The sequence below is a fragment of the Pseudomonas sp. GL-R-19 genome (assembly GCF_019956375.1).
Taxonomy (GTDB): Bacteria; Pseudomonadota; Gammaproteobacteria; order Pseudomonadales; family Pseudomonadaceae; genus Aquipseudomonas.
Genome location: NZ_JAHBDJ010000061.1, coordinates 1 through 19579, shown reverse-complemented (window position 1 = coordinate 19579; position 19579 = coordinate 1). Strand labels below are relative to the sequence as shown.

At 61.6% G+C, this 19579-nt stretch carries 18 protein-coding genes, 1 rRNA gene and 1 pseudogene; 11 read left to right on the top strand and 9 right to left on the bottom strand.

Annotated features, from left to right (window positions below):
* Positions 1–418: pseudogene (locus tag KGA83_RS25160) on the top strand (IS4 family transposase); the annotation flags it as partial.
* A 63-nt stretch (positions 419–481) separates the two neighbouring features.
* On the opposite strand, the gene KGA83_RS25155 reads toward KGA83_RS25160, so the two are convergent.
* Together KGA83_RS25155 and KGA83_RS25150 are read right to left on the bottom strand one after the other, a co-directional pair.
* Positions 482–1408: a LysR family transcriptional regulator gene (locus KGA83_RS25155; RefSeq protein WP_115948306.1), complete on the bottom strand. Its 927-nt coding sequence runs from the start codon at positions 1406–1408 to the stop codon at positions 482–484.
* A 47-nt stretch (positions 1409–1455) separates the two neighbouring features.
* Positions 1456–2445 (bottom strand): MBL fold metallo-hydrolase, encoded by a 990-nt coding sequence (locus KGA83_RS25150; RefSeq protein WP_108219671.1) that lies wholly within the window; start codon positions 2443–2445, stop codon positions 1456–1458.
* A gap of 260 nt (positions 2446–2705) precedes the next feature.
* On the opposite strand from KGA83_RS25150, the gene KGA83_RS25145 reads away from it, so the two are divergent.
* Positions 2706–3167, top strand: coding sequence for a helix-turn-helix domain-containing protein (locus KGA83_RS25145; protein WP_108219670.1), 462 nt, complete (start codon positions 2706–2708; stop codon positions 3165–3167).
* 36 nt (positions 3168–3203) lie between these two features.
* Here KGA83_RS25145 and KGA83_RS25140 read toward each other — a convergent pair whose 3' ends face one another.
* Together KGA83_RS25140 and KGA83_RS25135 are read right to left on the bottom strand one after the other, a co-directional pair.
* Positions 3204–4028, bottom strand: a complete 825-nt coding sequence (locus KGA83_RS25140; protein ID WP_108219669.1) for an alpha/beta fold hydrolase — start codon at positions 4026–4028, stop codon at positions 3204–3206.
* A complete protein-coding gene (locus KGA83_RS25135; protein WP_108219668.1) occupies positions 4025–4639 on the bottom strand; it encodes a flavodoxin family protein in 615 nt (204 codons plus the stop codon). The genes KGA83_RS25140 and KGA83_RS25135 overlap by 4 nt, the downstream gene beginning before the upstream one ends.
* 409 nt (positions 4640–5048) lie before the next feature.
* Here KGA83_RS25135 and KGA83_RS25130 point away from each other — a divergent pair, with 409 nt between their 5' ends.
* Complete coding sequence (locus KGA83_RS25130) at positions 5049–7853, top strand: ATP-binding protein (protein WP_223531142.1); 2805 nt, start codon at positions 5049–5051, stop codon at positions 7851–7853.
* On the opposite strand, the gene KGA83_RS25125 is transcribed toward KGA83_RS25130, so the two are convergent.
* Both KGA83_RS25125 and KGA83_RS25120 read right to left on the bottom strand, forming a co-directional pair.
* Positions 7818–9302: an ATP-binding protein gene (locus tag KGA83_RS25125; RefSeq protein ID WP_223531141.1), complete on the bottom strand. Its 1485-nt coding sequence runs from the start codon at positions 9300–9302 to the stop codon at positions 7818–7820. The two genes, KGA83_RS25130 and KGA83_RS25125, sit on opposite strands and share 36 nt — an antisense overlap.
* Positions 9303–9453: 151 nt before the next feature.
* Positions 9454–10404, bottom strand: coding sequence for a GlxA family transcriptional regulator (locus tag KGA83_RS25120; RefSeq protein ID WP_223531140.1), 951 nt, complete (start codon positions 10402–10404; stop codon positions 9454–9456).
* Between the two features lie 355 nt (positions 10405–10759).
* Here KGA83_RS25120 and KGA83_RS25115 point away from each other — a divergent pair, with 355 nt between their 5' ends.
* Complete coding sequence (locus KGA83_RS25115; protein ID WP_108219664.1) at positions 10760–11482, top strand: pirin family protein; 723 nt, start codon at positions 10760–10762, stop codon at positions 11480–11482.
* A 107-nt stretch (positions 11483–11589) separates the two neighbouring features.
* Here KGA83_RS25115 and KGA83_RS25110 read toward each other — a convergent pair whose 3' ends face one another.
* Positions 11590–12465, bottom strand: a complete 876-nt coding sequence (locus KGA83_RS25110; protein ID WP_108219663.1) for a LysR family transcriptional regulator — start codon at positions 12463–12465, stop codon at positions 11590–11592.
* A gap of 111 nt (positions 12466–12576) precedes the next feature.
* Between KGA83_RS25110 and KGA83_RS25105 the strand changes: the two genes are divergently transcribed.
* Both KGA83_RS25105 and KGA83_RS25100 read left to right on the top strand, forming a co-directional pair.
* Positions 12577–13803, top strand: coding sequence for a YbfB/YjiJ family MFS transporter (locus KGA83_RS25105; protein WP_223531139.1), 1227 nt, complete (start codon positions 12577–12579; stop codon positions 13801–13803).
* A 1-nt stretch (position 13804) separates the two neighbouring features.
* Entirely contained in the window at positions 13805–14806 is a 1002-nt protein-coding gene (locus tag KGA83_RS25100; protein ID WP_108219661.1) for an NAD(P)H-quinone oxidoreductase, read from the top strand.
* A 4-nt stretch (positions 14807–14810) separates the two neighbouring features.
* Here the strand turns inward: KGA83_RS25100 and KGA83_RS25095 are convergent, their stop codons facing one another.
* Complete coding sequence (locus tag KGA83_RS25095) at positions 14811–15863, bottom strand: AraC family transcriptional regulator (protein ID WP_108219660.1); 1053 nt, start codon at positions 15861–15863, stop codon at positions 14811–14813.
* A gap of 163 nt (positions 15864–16026) precedes the next feature.
* On the opposite strand from KGA83_RS25095, the gene KGA83_RS25090 reads away from it, so the two are divergent.
* From KGA83_RS25090 to KGA83_RS25070, 5 genes are all read left to right on the top strand, one after another.
* The gene (locus tag KGA83_RS25090; RefSeq protein ID WP_223531138.1) at positions 16027–16878 is read left to right on the top strand and encodes a 3-hydroxybutyryl-CoA dehydrogenase; all 852 of its coding nucleotides are present in this window, start codon (positions 16027–16029) and stop codon (positions 16876–16878) included.
* Positions 16865–17524, top strand: a complete 660-nt coding sequence (locus KGA83_RS25085) for a TetR/AcrR family transcriptional regulator (protein ID WP_108219658.1) — start codon at positions 16865–16867, stop codon at positions 17522–17524. Before KGA83_RS25090 ends, KGA83_RS25085 begins: the two co-directional genes overlap by 14 nt.
* Positions 17525–17613: 89 nt before the next feature.
* Entirely contained in the window at positions 17614–18027 is a 414-nt protein-coding gene (locus KGA83_RS25080; RefSeq protein WP_108219657.1) for a VOC family protein, read from the top strand.
* A 136-nt stretch (positions 18028–18163) separates the two neighbouring features.
* Positions 18164–18592: a hypothetical protein gene (locus KGA83_RS25075; protein ID WP_108219656.1), complete on the top strand. Its 429-nt coding sequence runs from the start codon at positions 18164–18166 to the stop codon at positions 18590–18592.
* 49 nt (positions 18593–18641) lie between these two features.
* Positions 18642–19394, top strand: coding sequence for a hypothetical protein (locus tag KGA83_RS25070; RefSeq protein WP_223531144.1), 753 nt, complete (start codon positions 18642–18644; stop codon positions 19392–19394).
* Between the two features lie 67 nt (positions 19395–19461).
* On the opposite strand, the gene rrf is transcribed toward KGA83_RS25070, so the two are convergent.
* Positions 19462–19577 (bottom strand): 5S ribosomal RNA (gene rrf, locus KGA83_RS25065).
* Between the last annotated feature and the right edge of the window lie 2 nt (positions 19578–19579).

Sequence of the window (19579 nt, the reverse complement as noted above, 5' to 3'; positions counted from 1 at the left end):
GCTGGACAGTGAAATCGAAAGCCTTGGCGCTCCGCGGGCGGCGTTGCTGGGTTTTGCCTCGGCGATCCTGGCCTACAACGTCCTGGCAGTGCTCAAGCGCAGCGTGGAACAGGCTCATCGCGAGACAGTGCCCGAAGGCTGGGAAGCTTCGATCTTCCATCTGACGGTACAAGTGCGTAGCGGATACGAGGGCATGCAGATCGCACTGCCCTCGGAGTACCTGACACTTCAAACGACCTCAGAAACGCTGGCAACGCGACTGTTGGCGCTCGCCAGGAATATCAAGCCCAAGCAAGTGGCCAAAAGCATACGTGGTCCCAAAATCGCCAAACCCAAGGAGTGGCTGGACGGTAAAGCTGCGCACGCTCATGTGTCGACGGATCGGGTGCTCAAGGCCCATAAAGGGAAAACACCTTGAAAGGGCTGGCCGTAAGGGCGAAACCATAAGCCGCCGTTACCGCAGAAACGGATATGTACTCAGTCAGGAAGGAATATCCGAAGCCAAAGCCAAAGACATGAACTCACCGATCCGCGACCGCAACCACCGCTCCGCCGGATCATTGTCATGCACCCCACTCCAGGCCATCGACAACTGCGCCGCCTCAATCTCGAACGGCGGATCCTCAGCGCGCAACCCACAGCCCTCGACCAACGCGCACGCCGCATAATCCGGCACGGTGGCAATCATCTCGGTCCCGGCGAGCAACGCCCGCAACCCACTGAACTGCGGCACCCCCAGCACCACTCGACGACTGCGCCCGACCTTCGCCAGATCCAGATCGATATTGCCGCTCAAGTCCCCCGAGAACGACACCATCGCATGGGGCCGCTCGCAGTACTCGTCCAGGGTCAGCGTCCCCGGCCGGGTGTCGCCGCGCAGCACTTTGCAGGGGATATCGCGCAGTTTCTTGCGCTTGGCATTGGCCGGCAGATCCGTGGTGTAACTCACGCCCACCGAGATTTCCCCCGACGCCAGCAGCGCCGGCATCAACAGGTAATTGGCCCGCCGCACGACCACGACGATGCCCGGTGCTTCCTCTTGCAACTGACGCAGCAACGGTGGAAACAAACCGAACTCGGCATCGTCCGACAGACCGATGCGGAACACATCGCAACTGGTCGCCGGATCGAACTCCCTGGCCCGGCTGACCGCGCCGGAAATGGTGTCCATCGCCGGCTGCAACTCCTTGAGAATCGCCAGCGCACGCGCCGTCGGTTCCATGCCGCGACCGTTGCGCAACAGCAACGGGTCGTCGAACAGATCGCGCAAACGCCCCAACGCGGCGCTCACCGCCGGCTGACCCATGAACAGTTTTTCGGCGACGCGGGTCAGGTTCTTTTCGAACATCAGGGCTTCGAAAATCACCAGCAGGTTCATGTCGACGCGACGCAGATCGTTACGGTTCATAGGCTCGGGTTCCTTGTGTGGTCGGCCAGGCGCGAGAACTGCCGACTTTACTCGATCAACGGCACGTTCGCCGCTCGTTTATACGGTCCGTATTCCACCGGCACCCACTGGAAATGCTTGCCTTCGGCGGTGATGTGGCCGATGCCGGGGAATGGCAGGTGCGCCGCCGTCACCCAGGTCTTGCTGGCGGCAGCGGCACTGAACACCTGGTTGCGGCTTTTGATCGCACGCTGGCTGTCGACGTCGAAACTGATCGATACCTCAGGGTGCAGGAATTGCACGGCCAGGTTGTGCACCAGGTCGCCCATGAACAGGATGCTTTGCCCTTGCGAGGTGAAACGGTACGTGGTGCTGCCCGGCGTGTGCCCTTCTTCCAGTTGCGCCTCGACCACGCCCGGCAGCGGTGACTGGCCGGGGGTGAAGGTCTTGAATCGGCCGGCGGCCACGTAAGGTGCGGTGGAATCCTGGGCGATCTTGAAGTAGCCCTTGGCCGCTTCCGGCGCCTTGGCCAACGCCTGCGGGTCGAGCCAGTAGTCGGCTTCGGCCTTGGCCGCGTACACCGTGGCGTTGGCGAACAGCGGTTGCTGCTGGCCGTCCACCAGACCGCAGACGTGATCCAGGTGCAGGTGAGTGATCAGGATGGCGTCCACCTGCTCCGGTTTGTAGCCGGCCGCTTGCAGGTTGGCCGGGAGCTGGCCGGCGGTAGGACCGATGCATTGCCCTGCCCCGGTATCAATCAGGACAAGCTGTTTACCGGTGTTGACCAGAAAGGCGTTGAAGGCGGTCTGCACACCCGGGGTTTCAATCGAACGACGGGCCAACAGCGCGCGGATCTGGCTCTGGCTCATGCCTTGCAACAGCTTTGGCGACAGGTCGTTGTAACCGTCGAACAGCGCCGTCACCTCGTAATCCCCCAGCGCCAGCCGGAAGTAACCGGGTACTTGCGTGCCCACCTGCGCCGGCGCCTGGGCCAGCGCGTTGGCGGATATCAGAACCAGGCCGATGGCGCCCAGCGTTCCCTGCCATGTCCGTTTCATCTGTTCACCTTTTCAAATCAACCGACGGTCCGTTGTGGCCCGCTCCAGATTGCGCATCTTGTGCCCATCGACGTCGCCCGCACTTGCAACGATGTGCTGTGTTCACAGCCTCGGGCATGGAATTAACAACGTTTAACTCGTCAGCCACAGCGGGCGCCGCCAACAATGAAGCCCTCAGCGCAGAACTGTTTTTCCAGAGTAACGGTGCTGATCGCTCAAACCGGGCGCCAGCGCTTTTCCTCCCCGACCGGACAATGGCCATGGCTTACCCACAGCACACCACCGCCCGCGCACCTGCCAGCGAACCACGCAAGACCCACACCGGCGGCCTCAGCCCGCAACGCGAAAAGCTGGTTAAACAATTGATCCTCGAACGCCTGGGCGACAGCCTGGAAGTCAGCGAGCTGGCACAGGCCTGCGCCCTATCGCGCAGTCACTTCTCCCGCGCGTTCAAGTGCAGCACCGGTCTCTCGCCCCAGGACTGGATCCGCCAGCAGCGCATTGCCCTGGCCAAGCAATTGATCCGGTACACCGACATGAGCCTTACGCAGATCAGCCTTGAATGCGGCTTCTGCGATCAGGCGCACTTCAGCCACATCTTCACCCGCAGCGAAGGCATCAATCCGTTTGCGTGGCGCTGTCAGTTTGTCCGCGGCACCGCCCTCAACGGCAAAAGATCACAGCCTTCGCCAGCTCCTACGGGTATGCACGCGACCCTGTAGGAGCTGGCGAAGCCTGCGATCTTTTGATCCGGCTTTTTAACCTTTCAAGAACGCCAACAGATCCGCGTTGAGCTGGTCCTTATGGGTGTCCGTCAAACCGTGAGGGGCGCCCGGGTAAATCTTCAGGGTCGAGCCCTTCACCAGCCTGGCAGAGGAGACGCCCGCCGCTTCGTAGGGCACGACCTGATCCGCATCGCCATGCACCACCAGGGTCGGCACGTCGAACTTCTTCAAATCTTCGGTGAAGTCGGTTTCCGAGAACGCCTTGATGCAGTCATAGGCGTTCTTGTGGCCGGCCATCATGCCCTGCATCCAGAACCAGTCGATCATGCCCTGGGACGGTTTCGCGCCGGGTTTGTTGAAGCCGAAGAACGGGCCGCTGGCGAGGTCGATGTACAGCTGCGAACGGTCGGCCAGCGAGGCCTGGCGGATGCCGTCGAATACTTCCAGCGGCAGGCCGCCGGGGTTGGCTTCGGTCTTGAGCATCTGTGGTGGCACGGCGGATATCAGCCCGGCCTTGGCCACGCGGCCGGTGCCGTGGCGACCGATGTAACGCGCCACCTCGCCACCGCCGGTGGAGAAGCCGAACAGCACGGCGTCTTGCAGATCCAGCAGCTCGATCAACTGCGCCAGATCGTCGGCGTAATGGTCCATGTCATTGCCCGACCACGGCTGGCTGGAACGCCCATGACCGCGACGGTCGTGGGCGATGACCCTGTAGCCCTTGGAGGCCAGGAAGATCATCTGCGACTCCCAGCTGTCGGCGTTCAGCGGCCAGCCGTGGCTGAAGACAATCGGCTGACCGGTGCCCCAGTCCTTGTAGTAAATCTCGACGCCGTCGCGAGTAGTAAAGGTGCTCATGGGTGATGCTTCCTTAACGAGGGTTGGGGGGTGAAACAAACCGGTAGCGGGTTCATGCGATCCGCCAGGCGCGCCACACGCTCGCCCAGGTGCGCGGCGGTGCAGCGATCCTCGGGCGGAGGGGCATCGTCGGGGGATTGTTCGACATTCGACTGGGCCATGGCGCCCAGTGAGCTGCCCAGGCGATTGAGTTGGCCGTTGAACGCGCCGGTGCTGGAGCGCGCCGGCAGCAGGTCGAGGCCGACCCAGATCATCGAGTGCTGGGCGGCGAACACGGCCATCTGCAACAAGGTGCTGAGTTTGTCGCCGCACAGGCAGCCGGAATTGGTGAAACCGGCTGCCAGTTTGTCGCGCCAGGGCTGGGCCAGGTAGAACGCCGCCGTGGCCTCCATGAAGCCCTTGAAGGCCGCCGAGGCGCTGCCCATGTAGGTCGGCGCACCAAAGATGATGGCGTCGGCGTTGTGCAGCCGCTCCCAGTGCTCGTCCACGTCCTCGACCGGAATCAACTGGCAGGTGCTGCCCAGGTGCCGCTCCACGCCCCCGGCCACGGCTTCGGCCATGACCCGGGTGTGCCCGTAGCCACTGTGATAGACCACCACCACGTTGCTCATTGCTCTGTCCTTTGTGGGAGCGAGCCTGCTCGCGAAAGCATTGTGTCAGTCATCGCATATGCTGAATGTGACACCGCCTTCGCGAGCAGGCTCGCTCCCACATTGAGCTGCTCGCGGCTGACTGACATTTCATCCCTGCCTTCAGTGGAAGTTGAAGAGGGAGAGTTTTGGACGCAAACCGGACGCGCGACGAGTTAAACGTTGTTAAATTTCCATGGCGCGCAAAAAGCCTCGGCAACTGCTGTCCGTCTGTCGCGCCCAATGATCGCGGGACCGACAGCCATTGGCCGATACGTTAGAGTCAATGCCTGCCCTCATCAGTCACCCGGGCGGCGCATTGCGCTGGGTAAAAAACCTGAGGAATATGCTCCAAAACCGCGAACCAGACGGATGCAACAGGAGCGACTCGTTGACCCTTTCCCCCGAACAGGCTGTTCATTTCGGCCCCTACCGGGTCTACCCCGGACAACGCCTGGTGATGGAGGCCGACCAGCCCTTGCGCCTGGGACGGCGCGCCATGGACATTCTGTTGATCCTGCTGGAACACGCTGGCAACGTGGTCAGCAAGCAACAATTGATCGCCCGGGTCTGGCCCAACAGCGTGGTCGAAGACATCAACCTGCGGGTGCACATGGCCGCCTTGCGCAAGGCGCTCGGCGACGGTCAGGCCGGCCAGCGCTACATCGTCACCGTGGCCCAGCGCGGGTACAGTTTCGTCGCACCGCATTCACTGGTACAGGCCGAGCAAGCGCCGGGACCCGCACGTTCCGCGTCGAGCCGGCATAACCTGCCGGTGCGCCGCACGCGCATGATCGGCCGGCAGACCCTGGTCGACAACCTGATGGAGCAACTGCCCCGCCAGCGATTCATCACCCTCCTCGGCCCCGGCGGCATCGGCAAGACCACCGTAGCCCTGCAGGTCGCCGAACAAATGATCGGTCGCTACCGGGACGGCATACACTTGCTGGACCTGGCCCCGATCAACTGCCCGCTGATGATTAACGGTCATCTGGCGACGCTACTCGAACTGGCCCTGCACGACGACGCCCCCCTGAGCGGACTTGCAGACTCTCTGCGCGATCGCCACATGCTGCTGATCATCGACAACTGCGAACACTTGATCGACGCCATTGCCCAGCTCAGCGAAGACATTCTGCGCAGTGCGCCGCACGTGCACATCCTCGCCACCAGCCGCGAGAGCCTGCGGGCCGAAGGGGAATTCGTCCAGCGCCTGGAGTCACTCGACTGCCCGCCGCCCATCGCCGTCCTCGACCGCGCCCAGGCCATGACCTTTTCCGCCCTGCAACTGTTTGTCGAGCGGGCCATGGCCAGTCATGACAGCTTTGAACTGACCGATGATGAACTGCCGCTGCTGATAGACATTTGCCATCGACTGGACGGCATACCGCTGGCCATCGAACTGGCAGCGGCGCAAGTGGGCAACTTCGGATTGCACGGCTTGCTGGCGCAGTTGCAAAGCAGCTTCCGGTTGTTGAACCAGTCCTGCCAGACGCCCCTGGCACGCCATCAGACCCTGCGTGCAACACTGGACTGGAGCTTCGAACTGCTCACTGCCTGCGAAAAGACCTGCCTGCGCCGACTGAGTGTGTTTTGCGCAGGCTTCACCCTGGAGTCGGCAGCGGCAGTGATCGTCGGCGAACACATGGAACCGCGCGAGGTGTTCGGTTCAATCACGCAACTGGTCGCCAAGTCGTTACTGAACGTGGAAGTGGGCGACGAAGACGTGTACTACCGTCTGCTCGACACCACCCGCGGCTACGCCCTGGAAAAACTTGCGCAAACCGCCGACCTGCCCGGCACGCGGGAACGCCATGCCGAGCGCTGTCTGGTGCTGATGCAACAGGCGCAGGACGACTGGGAGAAAACGTCGAGCGACCTGTGGATCGAGCGCTATGGCCGGGCTCTGGAGGACATCCGTGCAACCCTCGATTGGGGTTTGCACGCTCAAGGGCCGCAGGCACTGGCGATACGCCTGGCCGCGAAGTCCACTCCCCTGTGGCAGGAGTTGTCACTGCTCAAGGAACACGGCGGTTATGTGCGCAAGGCCCTGGCCTTGCTCGAGGAGTCACCCGAGCCTTGCCCGCGCTTGAAGATGGCCCTCATGCTGGCCCTGGGCAGCGCCTGTTATCACACGCAGGGGGGTACCGACGAAACCGTAGGCGCTTTCGTCAGCGCCCACAGCCTGGCCCGACAGTGCAACGATGTGGCTGGCCAGTTACTGGCGATTTCCGGTCACCTGGCGGTCAATCTCTGTTGCGGTCATTACCGGATGGCCCAGGAGCAGAGCCGGCAATTCGATCAACTGGGGCTGCAGGACGACGCCCTGATGTCCCTGAGCATGCATCGATTGCGGGTACTGGCCCTGCACTTCTGCGGCGACCAGCATCAGGCTCGGGAGCATGCCGAACAGGTGCTGCAACGCATGGCCCACAGCGGTCATCTCAACCGTTTCACCCATGCTTTCGGCGTGCAATACGACCAGAGCGTTGCGGCGCTGACCATCCACGCGCGCATCCTCTGGCTGCAAGGCCAACCGGAGCAGGCCTGGCGCGCGGCCCGGCAGGCACTGGACATCGCATTGCAGATCAACCACGGCACATCGATCTGCTACACCCTGGCGCTCTCCGGCTGCCTGATCGCTTACTACAACGGCGACACCCGCAGCGCCCGCGAACTCCTGCGCCTGCTGCTGGAACAGGCGCAGAAACACTCGATTCTACTGTTCTACAACTGGGCGCAACACTACGCGCAGGTGATCGGTGGCACCAATGTTCGGCCAACCGGCCGCCAAAGCGTCGGTTTGATCAAAGACATCATGGTCACGCTGGATTCGACATACGTCGACGATGGTTTGCTCGAACGCGCACAAAACGGTGTGTCGGGCTGGAGCACCGCAGAGATTCTGCGGGCCAGGGCCAAGACGTTGCTGGCAACGGATTGCCCGGTCAACGCCGCGACGGCCGAAACCGTGCTGCTCAAGGCACTCAACGTGGCCAGAACTCAGGGTGCACTGGCCTGGGAGCTGCGCAGCGCCACCTCGCTGGCGCAACTGTGGCAGCGTCAAGGCCACCGCCAAAGGGCGTATGACCTGCTGGCACCGATCTACGAGCGTTTCACCGAAGGTTTTGCCACGCCTGACCTGATGACGGTTCGCCGGCTACTCGACGAGTTGCAATGCCACCTGTCGGCCTGAAGACCAGCACGTTTTACTGATGTATGCCGCATAACGCATTTCAAGGGTTCGCAATTGACCACTGAGTTCGAGTTTTTCCAGTGCGTAGGTGCGGGTGGTGTTGAGAAAGCGGTAACGGGTAACACCGCCGCCCTGCTCCTGGGACAGCAGTGACTTGAGAGCGAGGCTCTCCATCACCTTGATCAGCTCGGCGGCGGGCAGCCCGTCGCAACTGATCACGCCAATCGCTGCGTCCTGGGTAAACGCCATTTTGAACACCGCCAGACGCTGCAACACGGTTTGCTCCACGGCAGTCAACCGTTCGTAGCTCCAGTCCAGAGCGGCTTTGAGGGTCTGATGTCGGGGAACGGCTGTGCGGCGACCCTGAGTCAGCAGCTGAAAACAGTTGTCGAGTTGCGCTTGCAACCCCACCAACGCCAACGCATCGATTTGCGCCGCGGCCAGTTCAATCGCCAGCGGCAGGCCATCGAGGCGTCGGCAGATATCCCGTATGGTCCTGAGGTCTTGTTCGCGCAGGGTGAACCCGTGCAATCGAGCCCGGGCACGGCTGACGAACAACTGCACCGCCGAATAGCCCATGACCTCGGCGACGCTGCGCAGCCCTGACGCCGGCGGCACCGCCAGCGGTGGCAGACGCAATACGGTTTCGCCAGACGCCTTGAGTGGCTCGCGGCTGGTGGCGAGGATCGACAGTCGGGGCATCGAATGCAGCAGTGTCTCGATCAACGTCTGGCAGCGTTCGAGCAGGTGTTCGCAATTGTCGAGCACCAACAAGGCATGCCGCTGCGCCAGCGTCTCCAGCGTGGTGCCGACCTTCAGTTCAAGGGTTCGAGTGAGGTAATCAGTCACTTGCGCCGGGTCATCGATCGCCGCCAGGTCCACCAGCCACACGCCATGCCGATAGTGCTGCAGCAACAGTTCGGCCACGCGCAGCGCCACGGTGGTCTTGCCGATCCCGCAAGGCCCGACCAGGGTCATGAATCGGCGCACCGGCATCTGCCGCACCAGGCTGCCGACAACCGCATCGCGCCCGGTAATCGGCGTGAGCCGCGCCGGCAGGTTGTGCAGGAGCTTTTGTACGGTCCCGCTCGGGAACGCTACAGGCTCTGGCGAAAGCTGCACCGGGGCGACAAAACTGTAGCCGCGCTGGGGAATGTTGACGATGTAGCACTGGCCGTTCTGCCCATCGCCCAGGGCACGACGCAGGGCGGCAATGTGCACCCGCAGGTTGATCTCTTCGACCACGGAGCGCGGCCAGACCTGCGCAATCAACTCTTCCTTGCTGACCACTGAACCTGCGTGCTCGACCAGCACCTGCAACACGTCAAGAGCGCGGCCGCCCAGGCGCAGCGGTCGATCGCCCTCCAGCACCAGTCGCTGACTGAGGTGGAAAGCGTAGGGCCCGAATTGCAGCACCGCTTCGCTGTTTATATCTCTGAGGCTGTTCATGGGCAGTCACCCGCTGGAAACCTGGCTTCCAGCCCAGGCTCCGCACCGTCCTTGCAATGAGTTCAGCGGTATCTTGGCAGGCCACGGTGACGGTACAACTGCCACGGGGGGAGCGTCACGGCCATTGCGGTGCGCATGACGGACATACGCGCTAGCTGAACTGCTCGCGGTATTGGGCCGGGGTCAGGCCGAGCTTTTCACTGAACAGAAAACGCATGTGCCGCACACTGCCGAAGCCACTTTTGAACGCCACGGTCTTGAGCGGCAACTCGGTGGTTTCCAGCAGGTTCCTGGCGCAATCGATGCGCGCGCTTTGCAGAAACTCCATCGGCGTCATGTTCACTTCCCGGGCGAACACCCTGGCGAAGTGACGCGGGCTCATGTTGGCCAGACCCGCCATGCGCTCGATGCCATAGGTTTCATCGAGATGTTCAAGCACATGGTTCTGCACCCGGGTAATCGCCGTTTCGTGGGGGGCGACCGCCGCCATCAACGGGCTGAACTGCGCCTGCCCGCCCTGGCGTTTCATGACCACCAGCAACACCTTGGCCACGTCCTGGGCGACTTTTTTGCCATGGTCCCGGGCCACCACCGACAAGGCCAGGTCGATCCCGGCGGTGACGCCACCGGAGGTGATCAGGTTGCGGTCCTGGACGAAGATCTGATCGGTCTCGACGGTCGCCTTCGGAAAGCCCTTGATCAGCCGCTCGGTGTAGTGCCAGTGGGTGGTAACGCGATAGCCGTCGAGCAAACCCGCGTGCCCCAGCACGAACGCCCCGGTGCAGATGGAACCATAACCAGCGGACCGGTTGACGTTGTGCCTGAGCCAGTCGAGCAACGGCGGATGCCTTTCGTTGTAGGCACCGGGACCACCGGGCACCAGCAGCAAATCAAAACCCTCGCAGGCCTGGTCGATGTGCCGGTCGGCATGCACGCTCACCCCGTTGGACGCCCGCAGTGCGCCGTGCTCAGTGCCGATGGTCGACAGCACATAGTGATCGTCGGGTTTCAGATAACGATTGGCGATGGAAAACACTTCCATGGGCCCGGCCATATCGAGCAGGAGAAAGTCGGGAAACAGCACCATTGCCACGGTTTTCATGGATTGGAATTCACTGGGATCAAATTAGGTCGGTCCGCCGAACACGGCCCCCCTGTAGGAGCGAGCTTGCTCGCGATGGACTCAACAGCGCCGCTTTCATCCAGCCAGAACGCGTCACCGTTAACGACCATCGCGAGCAGGCTCGCTCCTACAAAGTCTGCGCCCGGCATCAGGGGTGGTGTGCATTATGGCTAAATGTGGCGCTTGCATCGAAAAAAGAATGCGTGACACAGCCCACATAACTGTCAACCACATAGAGACAGTATTTCAATTTCCATCTACTTATTGCATCTAACGATAAACATTAACCTTCTCCTCACTCGGACGAATTCACGTCCTGAAAGGAGATTTGATCATGCTGACTCTTCGCAAAGCCTCGGATCGTGGCCTGGCCAATCACGGCTGGTTGAAGTCATTCCATACCTTTTCCTTCGCCAGCTATCGCAACCCGAAAGAGCAGGGTTTTTCTGACCTGTTGGTGATCAACGACGACCGCGTCGCCGCCGGTAAAGGCTTCGGCCAACACCCGCACCGCGACATGGAGATTTTCTCCTACGTGCTTGAAGGTGCCCTGGAACACAAGGACACCCTGGGCACAGGTTCGGTGATCCGCCCCGGCGACGTGCAACTGATGAGCGCAGGCAGCGGCGTGGCCCACAGTGAGTTCAACCACTCCAACACCCGGCCGGTGCACTTTCTGCAGATCTGGATCGTGCCCGACGTCAGTGGCGCCAAACCGCGTTATCAGCAAGAGCACTTCAGCACCCAGAAAAAACGTGGGCGCCTGCAACTGATCATCTCGCCGGACGGCGCCAAGGGTTCGTTGAAGGTGCGTCAGGATGCACGGGTGTATGCCGGCCTGATCGACGGCAAGGAAAGCGCCACCCTGGAACTCGCCGCCAACCGCTACGCCTATGTGCACGTGGCCCGGGGCAGCGTCGAACTCAACGGTGTGTTGTTGCAGGAAGGCGACGGTGTGCGGGTTCGTGACGAACAGGCGCTGACCTTGAGCAACGGCGTGGATGCCGAAGTGCTGGTGTTTGACCTGCGCCCACAGGAACTGCCGCAAATGCCATGACAAAACCCTGTAGGAGCGAGCCTGCTCGCGATGGAGTGTCATTCACATTGGTGTCGACTGACACACCATCGTCGGAGCACCGCCCGGAGCAAGCTCGTTCCTACAGATTATTCGCCGGTCCCGGCAAACCCCGCGACAATCTCATCAATGACCGCCCGCACCCTCGCCGTATGCCGCAGGTCCGCGTGGGTCACCAGCCAGATGTCATAGGGCAACGGCCGCGAGCGCTCCGGCCACAACCTGACCAGCCCCTCCTTCTCCCCGATGTACACCGGAATTTCCCCAACCCCTATCCCCGCAGCAATCGAACGGCGCACCAGCAGGCTGGAACTGAGGCTGGCGACAATCCGCCCGCGCGCCACCGGTTCCGAGACCAGCGTCAGGTCCTTGTTGCCCTGCAAGTACGGTTGATACACCACCAGGTCATGCCCGGCGAACGCCGACCCGGGCTCCGGCACGCCGTGGGCATCGACATAGGCTTGCGAGGCAAACAGACCCACCGGCCAGCGGGCGATGCGCCGGGCGATAAGGTCCGGGTTGTCCGGTCGGGTGTTGCGTACGGCGATGTCCGCCTCGCGTTTTGCGAGGCTGAGAATCTGCGTGGTGGCGTCCAGTTGCACCCGTACATCCGGGTGTTGTCGATGCAGGCGGGCAATCGCCGGAATCAGGAAATCGATCGCCAGGGAGTCGGTGGTGCTGACCCGAACCGTGCCGGTCAGGCGATCGTCCAGGCCCTGGATCTGGCGTTCCAGCTCTAACGCCGAATGTTCCATTTTCTCCACCGCCTTGAGCGCCGCTTCGCCGACAGCCGTCAGCGCGTAACCTTCGGAGGTACGCAGGAACAAGGTCGCACTCAATGACTTTTCCAGCGCCGTGATGCGCCGGCCGACCGTCGCCTGGTCGACCCCCAACACCCGCGCCGCACCACGCAACGTCGATTCACGGCAAACCGCGAGAAATACCCGGGCGTCATCCCAATTCACAGCGCTCTCCTGATGATGCATTTGTGCATCAGCATAGCGCGTAATCGCTTCATTAATGCTTCGAAGAAGCTCGCTATGCTGAAGGCCTGAGTTCCCCACAGGACAATGCACATGCACCGCTCATCTGCTCCCCTTACTCCTGCATCCAGTGCGATCTGGCTGCCGATCTTCGCCGGCCTCTGCGCCAGCCTGGTCAGCATCGGCCTGGCGCGTTTCGCCTACACGCCGTTGATTCCCTCACTGATCCAGGCCCACTGGTTTTCCGCCAGCGACGTGGTGTACCTCGGCGCCGCCAATCTGGTGGGTTACCTGATCGGCGCACTGATTGGTCATCCACTGGCACGCCGGACCTCGAACAAAACCGCCCTGCGCCTGATGATGCTGGCAGTGACGCTGGCGTTTTTCGCCTGTGGTTTTCCGTTGTCGATGAGCTGGTTCTTCGGCTGGCGCCTGCTGTCGGGGATCGCCGGTGGCGCGATCATGGTGTTGGTGGCGGGAACCGTATTGCCTCACGTACCGGCGACCCGCAGGGGCCTGGCCAGCGGTGCGATATTCCTTGGCATCGGCTTGGGCATCGCCGGCTCGGGGACGCTCGTGCCGCCGCTGCTGAGCCTCGGCTTGCAGCAAACCTGGTTCGGCCTTGGCGTGTTGGCCCTGGTCCTCACCGCCGCCAGTTGGTTTGGCTGGCCAACCGCTGCGCACCTGGTCGCCGCTGCGCCGTCGAATACCTCGTCGTCTGCCCCCGCCGACCCGAGCGTTTACCTGCTGTTCGCCCAATACGCGTTCATGGCCGCCGGACTGGTGCCGGCCATGGTGTTCCTGGTGGATTACGTCGCCCGCGGGCTCAATGCCGGGGCGCATGTCGGCGCGCTGATCTGGGTGATGTATGGCCTTGGCGCGATTGTCGGGCCAGTGAGCTACGGTTTTCTGGCCGACCAACTGGGCGCGAAAACAGGGATCCGCATCGTGCTGGTCATACAGGCGTTGGCGGTTGGCCTTTTATCGATCAACAGTTCGTTCGCGGCACTGGCTGTACTGGCGGTGATCCTCGGCTCCTTCCCGCCCGGCATCGTGCCGCTGGCGTTGGCCCGGGTGCATGAATTGATCCCCAACCATCACCAGCAGCAGATTGCCTGGAGCCGCGCCACCGTGTCGTTCGCGACGTTCCAGGCCCTCTCGGGGTTTGCTTATTCGGCGCTGTTCAACGCCAGTGGTGGCCATCATGCCTTGATGTTCGTGATTGCCGCCGGGGCCATTGTGGTAGCGCTATTGCTGGAACTCGGCAGCCGATTGCTCAGTCGTTCGAGCGAATCATTGACACTCGATACAGGTATTTGAAATGACACTGCCCCAGACCATGACCCTGATCGAAATCACCGAACCCGGTGGCCCTGAAGTCCTGCAACCGCGCCAGGTGCCTGTGCCCGTTGCAGGGGCCGGTGAAATACTGATCCGCGTGCACGCCGCCGGGGTCAATCGCCCGGACGCGCTGCAACGGGCCGGCAAGTACCCGATGAAACCCGGCATGAACCCGAACCCAGGGCTGGAAGTAGCCGGCGAAGTGATGGCGATTGGCGCGGGCGTCAGCGAATTTGCCCTGGGCGACAAGGTCTGTGCCCTGACCAATGGCGGCGGATACGCACAATACTGCGTGGTCCCGGCCAGTCAGGCGCTGCCGATCCCCGCAGGCATGGACTGGCTGCAGGCGGCGGCCGTCCCGGAAACCTACTTTACGGTTTGGGCCAATCTGTTCGGCCTTGGCGATGCCCGTCAGGGTCAGCGCGCCTTGATCCACGGTGGTACCAGCGGCATCGGCACTACCGCGTTGATGCTGTGCCGCGAGCTCGGCATCGAAGCGTTCGCCACCGCCGGCAGCGAAGAAAAATGCGCCGCGATTCGCCAATTGGGCGCCGAGGCGATCAACTATCGCGACCAGGACTTTATGCAGGTCATCGCGGAAAAAACCGCAGGCCAGGGCGTCAACGTGATTCTCGACATCATGGGTGGCTCGTACCTCAACAACAATGTGGCCGCCCTGGCCATGGAAGGTCGCCTGGTGATGCTCGGTTTCCTCGGTGGAGCTCACGCCAGGGATGTCGATTTACTGGCGATCATGGCCAAACGCGCCGTTGTCACCGGCTCCCTGTTGCGCTCGAGGACTCAGGATGAGAAAGCCGCCATCGCCCGCCAACTGCACGAACACGTATGGCCCGTGCTGAGTGCCGGTCGCTGCCTGCCGATGATCGACCGGGTTTACCCGCTCACCGAAGCGGCACAGGCCCACGCCCGGATGGAAGCGGGTGATCACATCGGCAAGATTGTCCTGCGGGTGGAGAGTTGATGGCTCAGGGCTCGCAGGACTCCTGAAGGGCGGCGCCCCCTGTACCCTGCTCCCCCTGATAACGGGCCCGATAGCGCCCAGGGCTTTCCCCGGTCCACTTCTTGAACGCCCGATGGAAGGCGCTGGGTTCCTGGAAACCCAGTCGCTCGGCGATATCGCTGATGCTCGCGTCGCTCTGACGCAACTGCTCAAAGGCCACGCCACGCCGTACTTCGTCCTTGATTTCCTGGTAGGAGCAGCCTTCACGTTCCAGTTTGCGGCGGAAGGTGCTGGGGCTCAGGTGCTGTTCCAGGGCAAAGGCCTGCAATGTCGGCCATTCGCTGTAATGACTGCCGCGCAAGCGCTGATGAACCTGGGATGCCAGGCCATGCTGGTTACGGAAACGGATCACCAGCCATTGCGGCGCGGTACGCAGAAACACTTTCAACGACGCCAGGTCCTGAACCACTGGCAGGCGCAAGTAGTGGCTGGCAAATTCGATTTCGGTGCGCTCGGCACCAAAGGTCAGGTTGGGGCCCCAAAGCAAGCGATCGTCACCCAGCGACAGGCGTGAATGGCGGAAGTCCGCACGGTCAATGGGAATGCGCCGCCCGCCCAGCCAGCACAGCAGGCTGATCATCAACACCAGGAAGGTTTCTTCACCGAACCGGCTGGCATCGTTGTCCGTCGAACGGGTTTCCAGGCTGATCACCGCACGCTTGCCACGCACGGCCAGCGAGCCGCGAAAGTCGCGCAGGAACAAGCCGAAGTTGGCCAGGCATTGACGCATGGCCTTGTGCAGGTCGGGCTCCTGAATCAGGGCACGGCAAATCAGGGCGAAACTGCCCGGCGGCATGCCATGGGAGTCGAGCCCGAAAAACTCGTCGTCGAGTTCGCGGATCTGGATCAGCCACAACGCCGCAAACGCATTGGCCGGCACCCGCGCCGTGGGTTGGTGCATGACCGCCGGATCAATGCCCGCCTGTTCGAGCACGGCCGTCACGCGCTGCGGATCATCCCTCAGCCCATGGATCATTGCCTGCACGAAATAGGCGGCAACCGAGTCCTTTTCCCGCATTGGTTCGTTTCTCTCTCATCACCCGAATGGCAAAAAACATCAGTGCCGTTGAACAGTTTTGGCATAGGACAACCGCCCTGCCGGCTCTAGACTCGCGGCAATAGTACGCCTTCGGCTGCAGTCGCGGCCAAGGTATCGCAGGGTTTGATCGAAGGATGGGAAGATGAATCTGCAAAACATCGGCGTGATCGGTGCGGGCACCATGGGCAACGGCATCGCGCAAGTCTGTGCCATGGCCGGTTTCAACGTGACCTTGCTCGACATTTCCGAAAGCGCTTTGCAAAAAGCTGTCGCAACCGTTGGTAAAAACCTGGACCGGCAGATCGCCAAGCAAACCCTGACGCCGGAGCAGAAACAGGCCACCCTCGACAAAATCCGCACCAGCACCGATTACAGTGTCCTGGGTGACGCGCAATTGGTCATCGAAGCGGCGACGGAAAATCTCGACCTGAAACTGCGTGTGCTGCAACAGATCGCCGCGCAGGTCAGCAGCGAATGCGTCATTGCCTCCAACACCTCGTCGCTGTCGATCACCCAACTCGCCGCCAGTGTCAGCCAGCCTGAGCGCTTCATCGGCCTGCATTTCTTCAACCCGGTGCCGGTGATGGGCCTGATCGAAGTCATCCGCGGCCTGCAAACCAGTGACGCGAGCCACAAACTGGCGCTGGACATGGCGACCACCCTCGGCAAAACGGCGATCACCGCCGGTAACCGCCCGGGCTTCGTGGTCAACCGGATCCTGGTGCCGATGATCAACGAAGCGATCCTGGTGTTCCAGGAGGGCCTGGCCAGCGCCGAAGACATCGACGCCGGCATGCGCCTGGGCTGCAATCAGCCTATCGGCCCGTTGGCCCTGGCGGACCTGATTGGCCTGGACACCCTGTTGTCGATCCTCGAAGCCTTCTATGACGGTTTCAACGACAGCAAATATCGCCCGGCGTCGCTGCTCAAGGAAATGGTCGCTGCCGGTTACCTGGGACGCAAAACGGGGCGCGGCTTCCATGCCTATGCCTGAGCGTTGCTCGCGCTTTGCCGAGTACCGGGACAAGGTCCTGGAGCTGTTTGCCTGCAAGGGGTTCGGCCAGGTCGGCATGCGTGAGCTCGCGACGTGCCTGGGGCTTTCTCCAGGCTCGCTGTATCACCATTACCCGAGCAAACAGCATCTTCTGCTCGACCTGATCGAAGAGTTCTACGAGGAACTGCTGGCCACCCTGGCACGTATCCAGCAGAAGGCCCCGGGCAAGCGCGACAAACTCAACAGCCTGATCCGCGCCCATCTGAGTCTGCATCGGGAGATGCCCTGGCATTTCCGCCTGGTGGAGCGCGACAGCGGTTGCCTGAACGAAGAGCAACAGGCTCGGGTCAGGCAATTGCGCGAGCAATACGAACGTACGCTGCTGAAGATGCTGGGCGCGAAGTCCCGTTTCAGCGAGCAAGGCCTGCTCGCCGCCGGGCATGCCATTGGCGCCCTGCTCAACAGCGCTCCCAGCTGGCTGACGCCCCATGTGCTGGACGAGCAGGAACGCGATGAACTGCTGGAAAGCATGGTCAGCGGCGCCATCGAACGTGTGCTGGCGCCACGGCGTGTGCCGGAGGCGATAAGCCTCGCGCGTCCTATCGAAAAAACATCTAAAGAAACACAAGCTTCGACAAAGATTTAGCGCTTTGCTTGTCGGCTCGACACAATCGGAATTCGCCGAAAAAACCGGCGTCCAAACCGATGTATTTACTCGAGCACCCGGAGCAGACCATGAAAATCAATCCCTACCTTATCTTCAACGGCGACTGCAAAGCGGCCTTCACGTTCTACGCGCAGTGCCTGCAGGGCCAGATCGAAGCCATGTTGACCTTCGGCGAAACGCCGGCCGGTGAGCATTTCCCCAAGGATCTGCACAACCTGATCATCCATACCCGCCTGATCGTGGGCGATCAGGCCATCATGGGCTCGGACACCACACCGGATCGCCCCATCGATAAAATGAGTGGCTGTTCGATTTCACTTAACGTCGACAGCATTGCCGAGGCCGAGCGGGTCTTCAACGCGCTGGCGGACGGTGGCACTGTGCAAATGCCACTGGAGACCACGTTCTGGGCGGCACGCTTCGGTATGCTGGTCGACCGTTTTGGTGTTTCGTGGATGGTCAATTGCGAAAAGGATCAGTGAACGGCTTTTGTCGATCGACAATCTTCAAGGCATAAAAGCCCAACCTGAAAAGGTTGGGCGTTCTGGCAACTCCCGGTCTGTCTGCTACCGTCAACTAGCCACAGGGATAGCAGCGCAACCAAGGAGCAAACCCACTATGCCGACCCACGTCCTGTCCTGGTCCCCCCGTTTCAAATACTTGCTACTGGCAGGTGGACTGATCACGAGTCTGCTGACCCTCAATGGCTGCGCCACTGTCGATGCACAGACCACCGCCTATGTCGGCGTAGAACACCCCGCACCGACATCGCCCGACCAGGTCGTGGTGCTGCGCTCCGAACCTTCACGTCCGCATGTGCGCCTGGGTGAGGTGCTGATCGACGCCAGCATCGACCCTGCCCCGCCGATTACCGAAGTCGAACAGAAGCTGCGGATAGAATCCGCCAAACTCGGTGGCAACGCCGTGGTGGTCGTCTATGACCACATTCAGGCAGTGGGTGCCTATGCCAGCGGACCGCTGTGGGCTCGCGACGTGACGACCATCGAGGGACGCAAACTCAAAGGCATCGTGATCAAGTACCAGTAGATATCTCCCCCATGGAAGACAGCGTCAACGGAGGTTGAATTTGAATGACGTGGTGATCGCCCTCATCGTCTTCGCCTGCCTGTCCGCCAGCGCACTGCTGGGCTCGTACGTGAGGGAGCGATTACCAAGCCATCATCTGAGCGATGACTCCGTGGCGGTGGTGAAGCTGGCCACCGGCCTCATCGCAACGATGTCGGCGCTGGTCCTCGGCCTGCTCGTTTCCTCTGCCAAAGGCACATTCGATACGGCCAATGCCGAACTGGAGGGCGCGGCGGCGAAAGTGGTTCAGTTCGACCGCTTGCTGGCCCGTTACGGCGCTGACACCCAGGGTATCCGCACCGAGCTCAAGCACAACTACGCCGAAGTCACCCAAGTGCTCGCGACCCGCGATCACCAGCAGATTGAAAAACTCGATAGCCCCGAAATGATCCGTCGCTCCGAAGGCCTGCAACGCCAGGTCGAGTCACTGACGCCCGGCAACGATGATCAGCGCTCGCTCAAAGCCAAGGCATTGCGGGACATGGACACCGTGTTTGCCACCCGCTGGCTGACCCTGCTACAGGCCAATCAATCGATTCCACCGGTGATGCTGGTGATCCTGGTGACATGGCTGGCGATTATCTTCGGCTCGTTCGGCCTGTTTGCACCATGCAATGGCACCATTGTCGTCGTGTTGTTGATGTGCGCCCTGTCGACGGGGGCAACCATCTTGCTGGTGGAGGAACTCAATCGGCCGCTTGATGGTTTTATCTGTGTGTCGCTGGAACCGTTGACGCACACGCTGGAGCGGTTGGGGCAGTAGTTTCGATTTCCCAAGGACAAAAACAAAACCCCTACCTGCGTGCGCAGATAGGGGTTTCGGAATTTAATCTTGACGATGACCTACTCTCACATGGGGAAACCCCACACTACCATCGGCGATGCATCGTTTCACTGCTGAGTTCGGGATGGGATCAGGTGGTTCCAATGCTCTATGGTCGTCAAGAA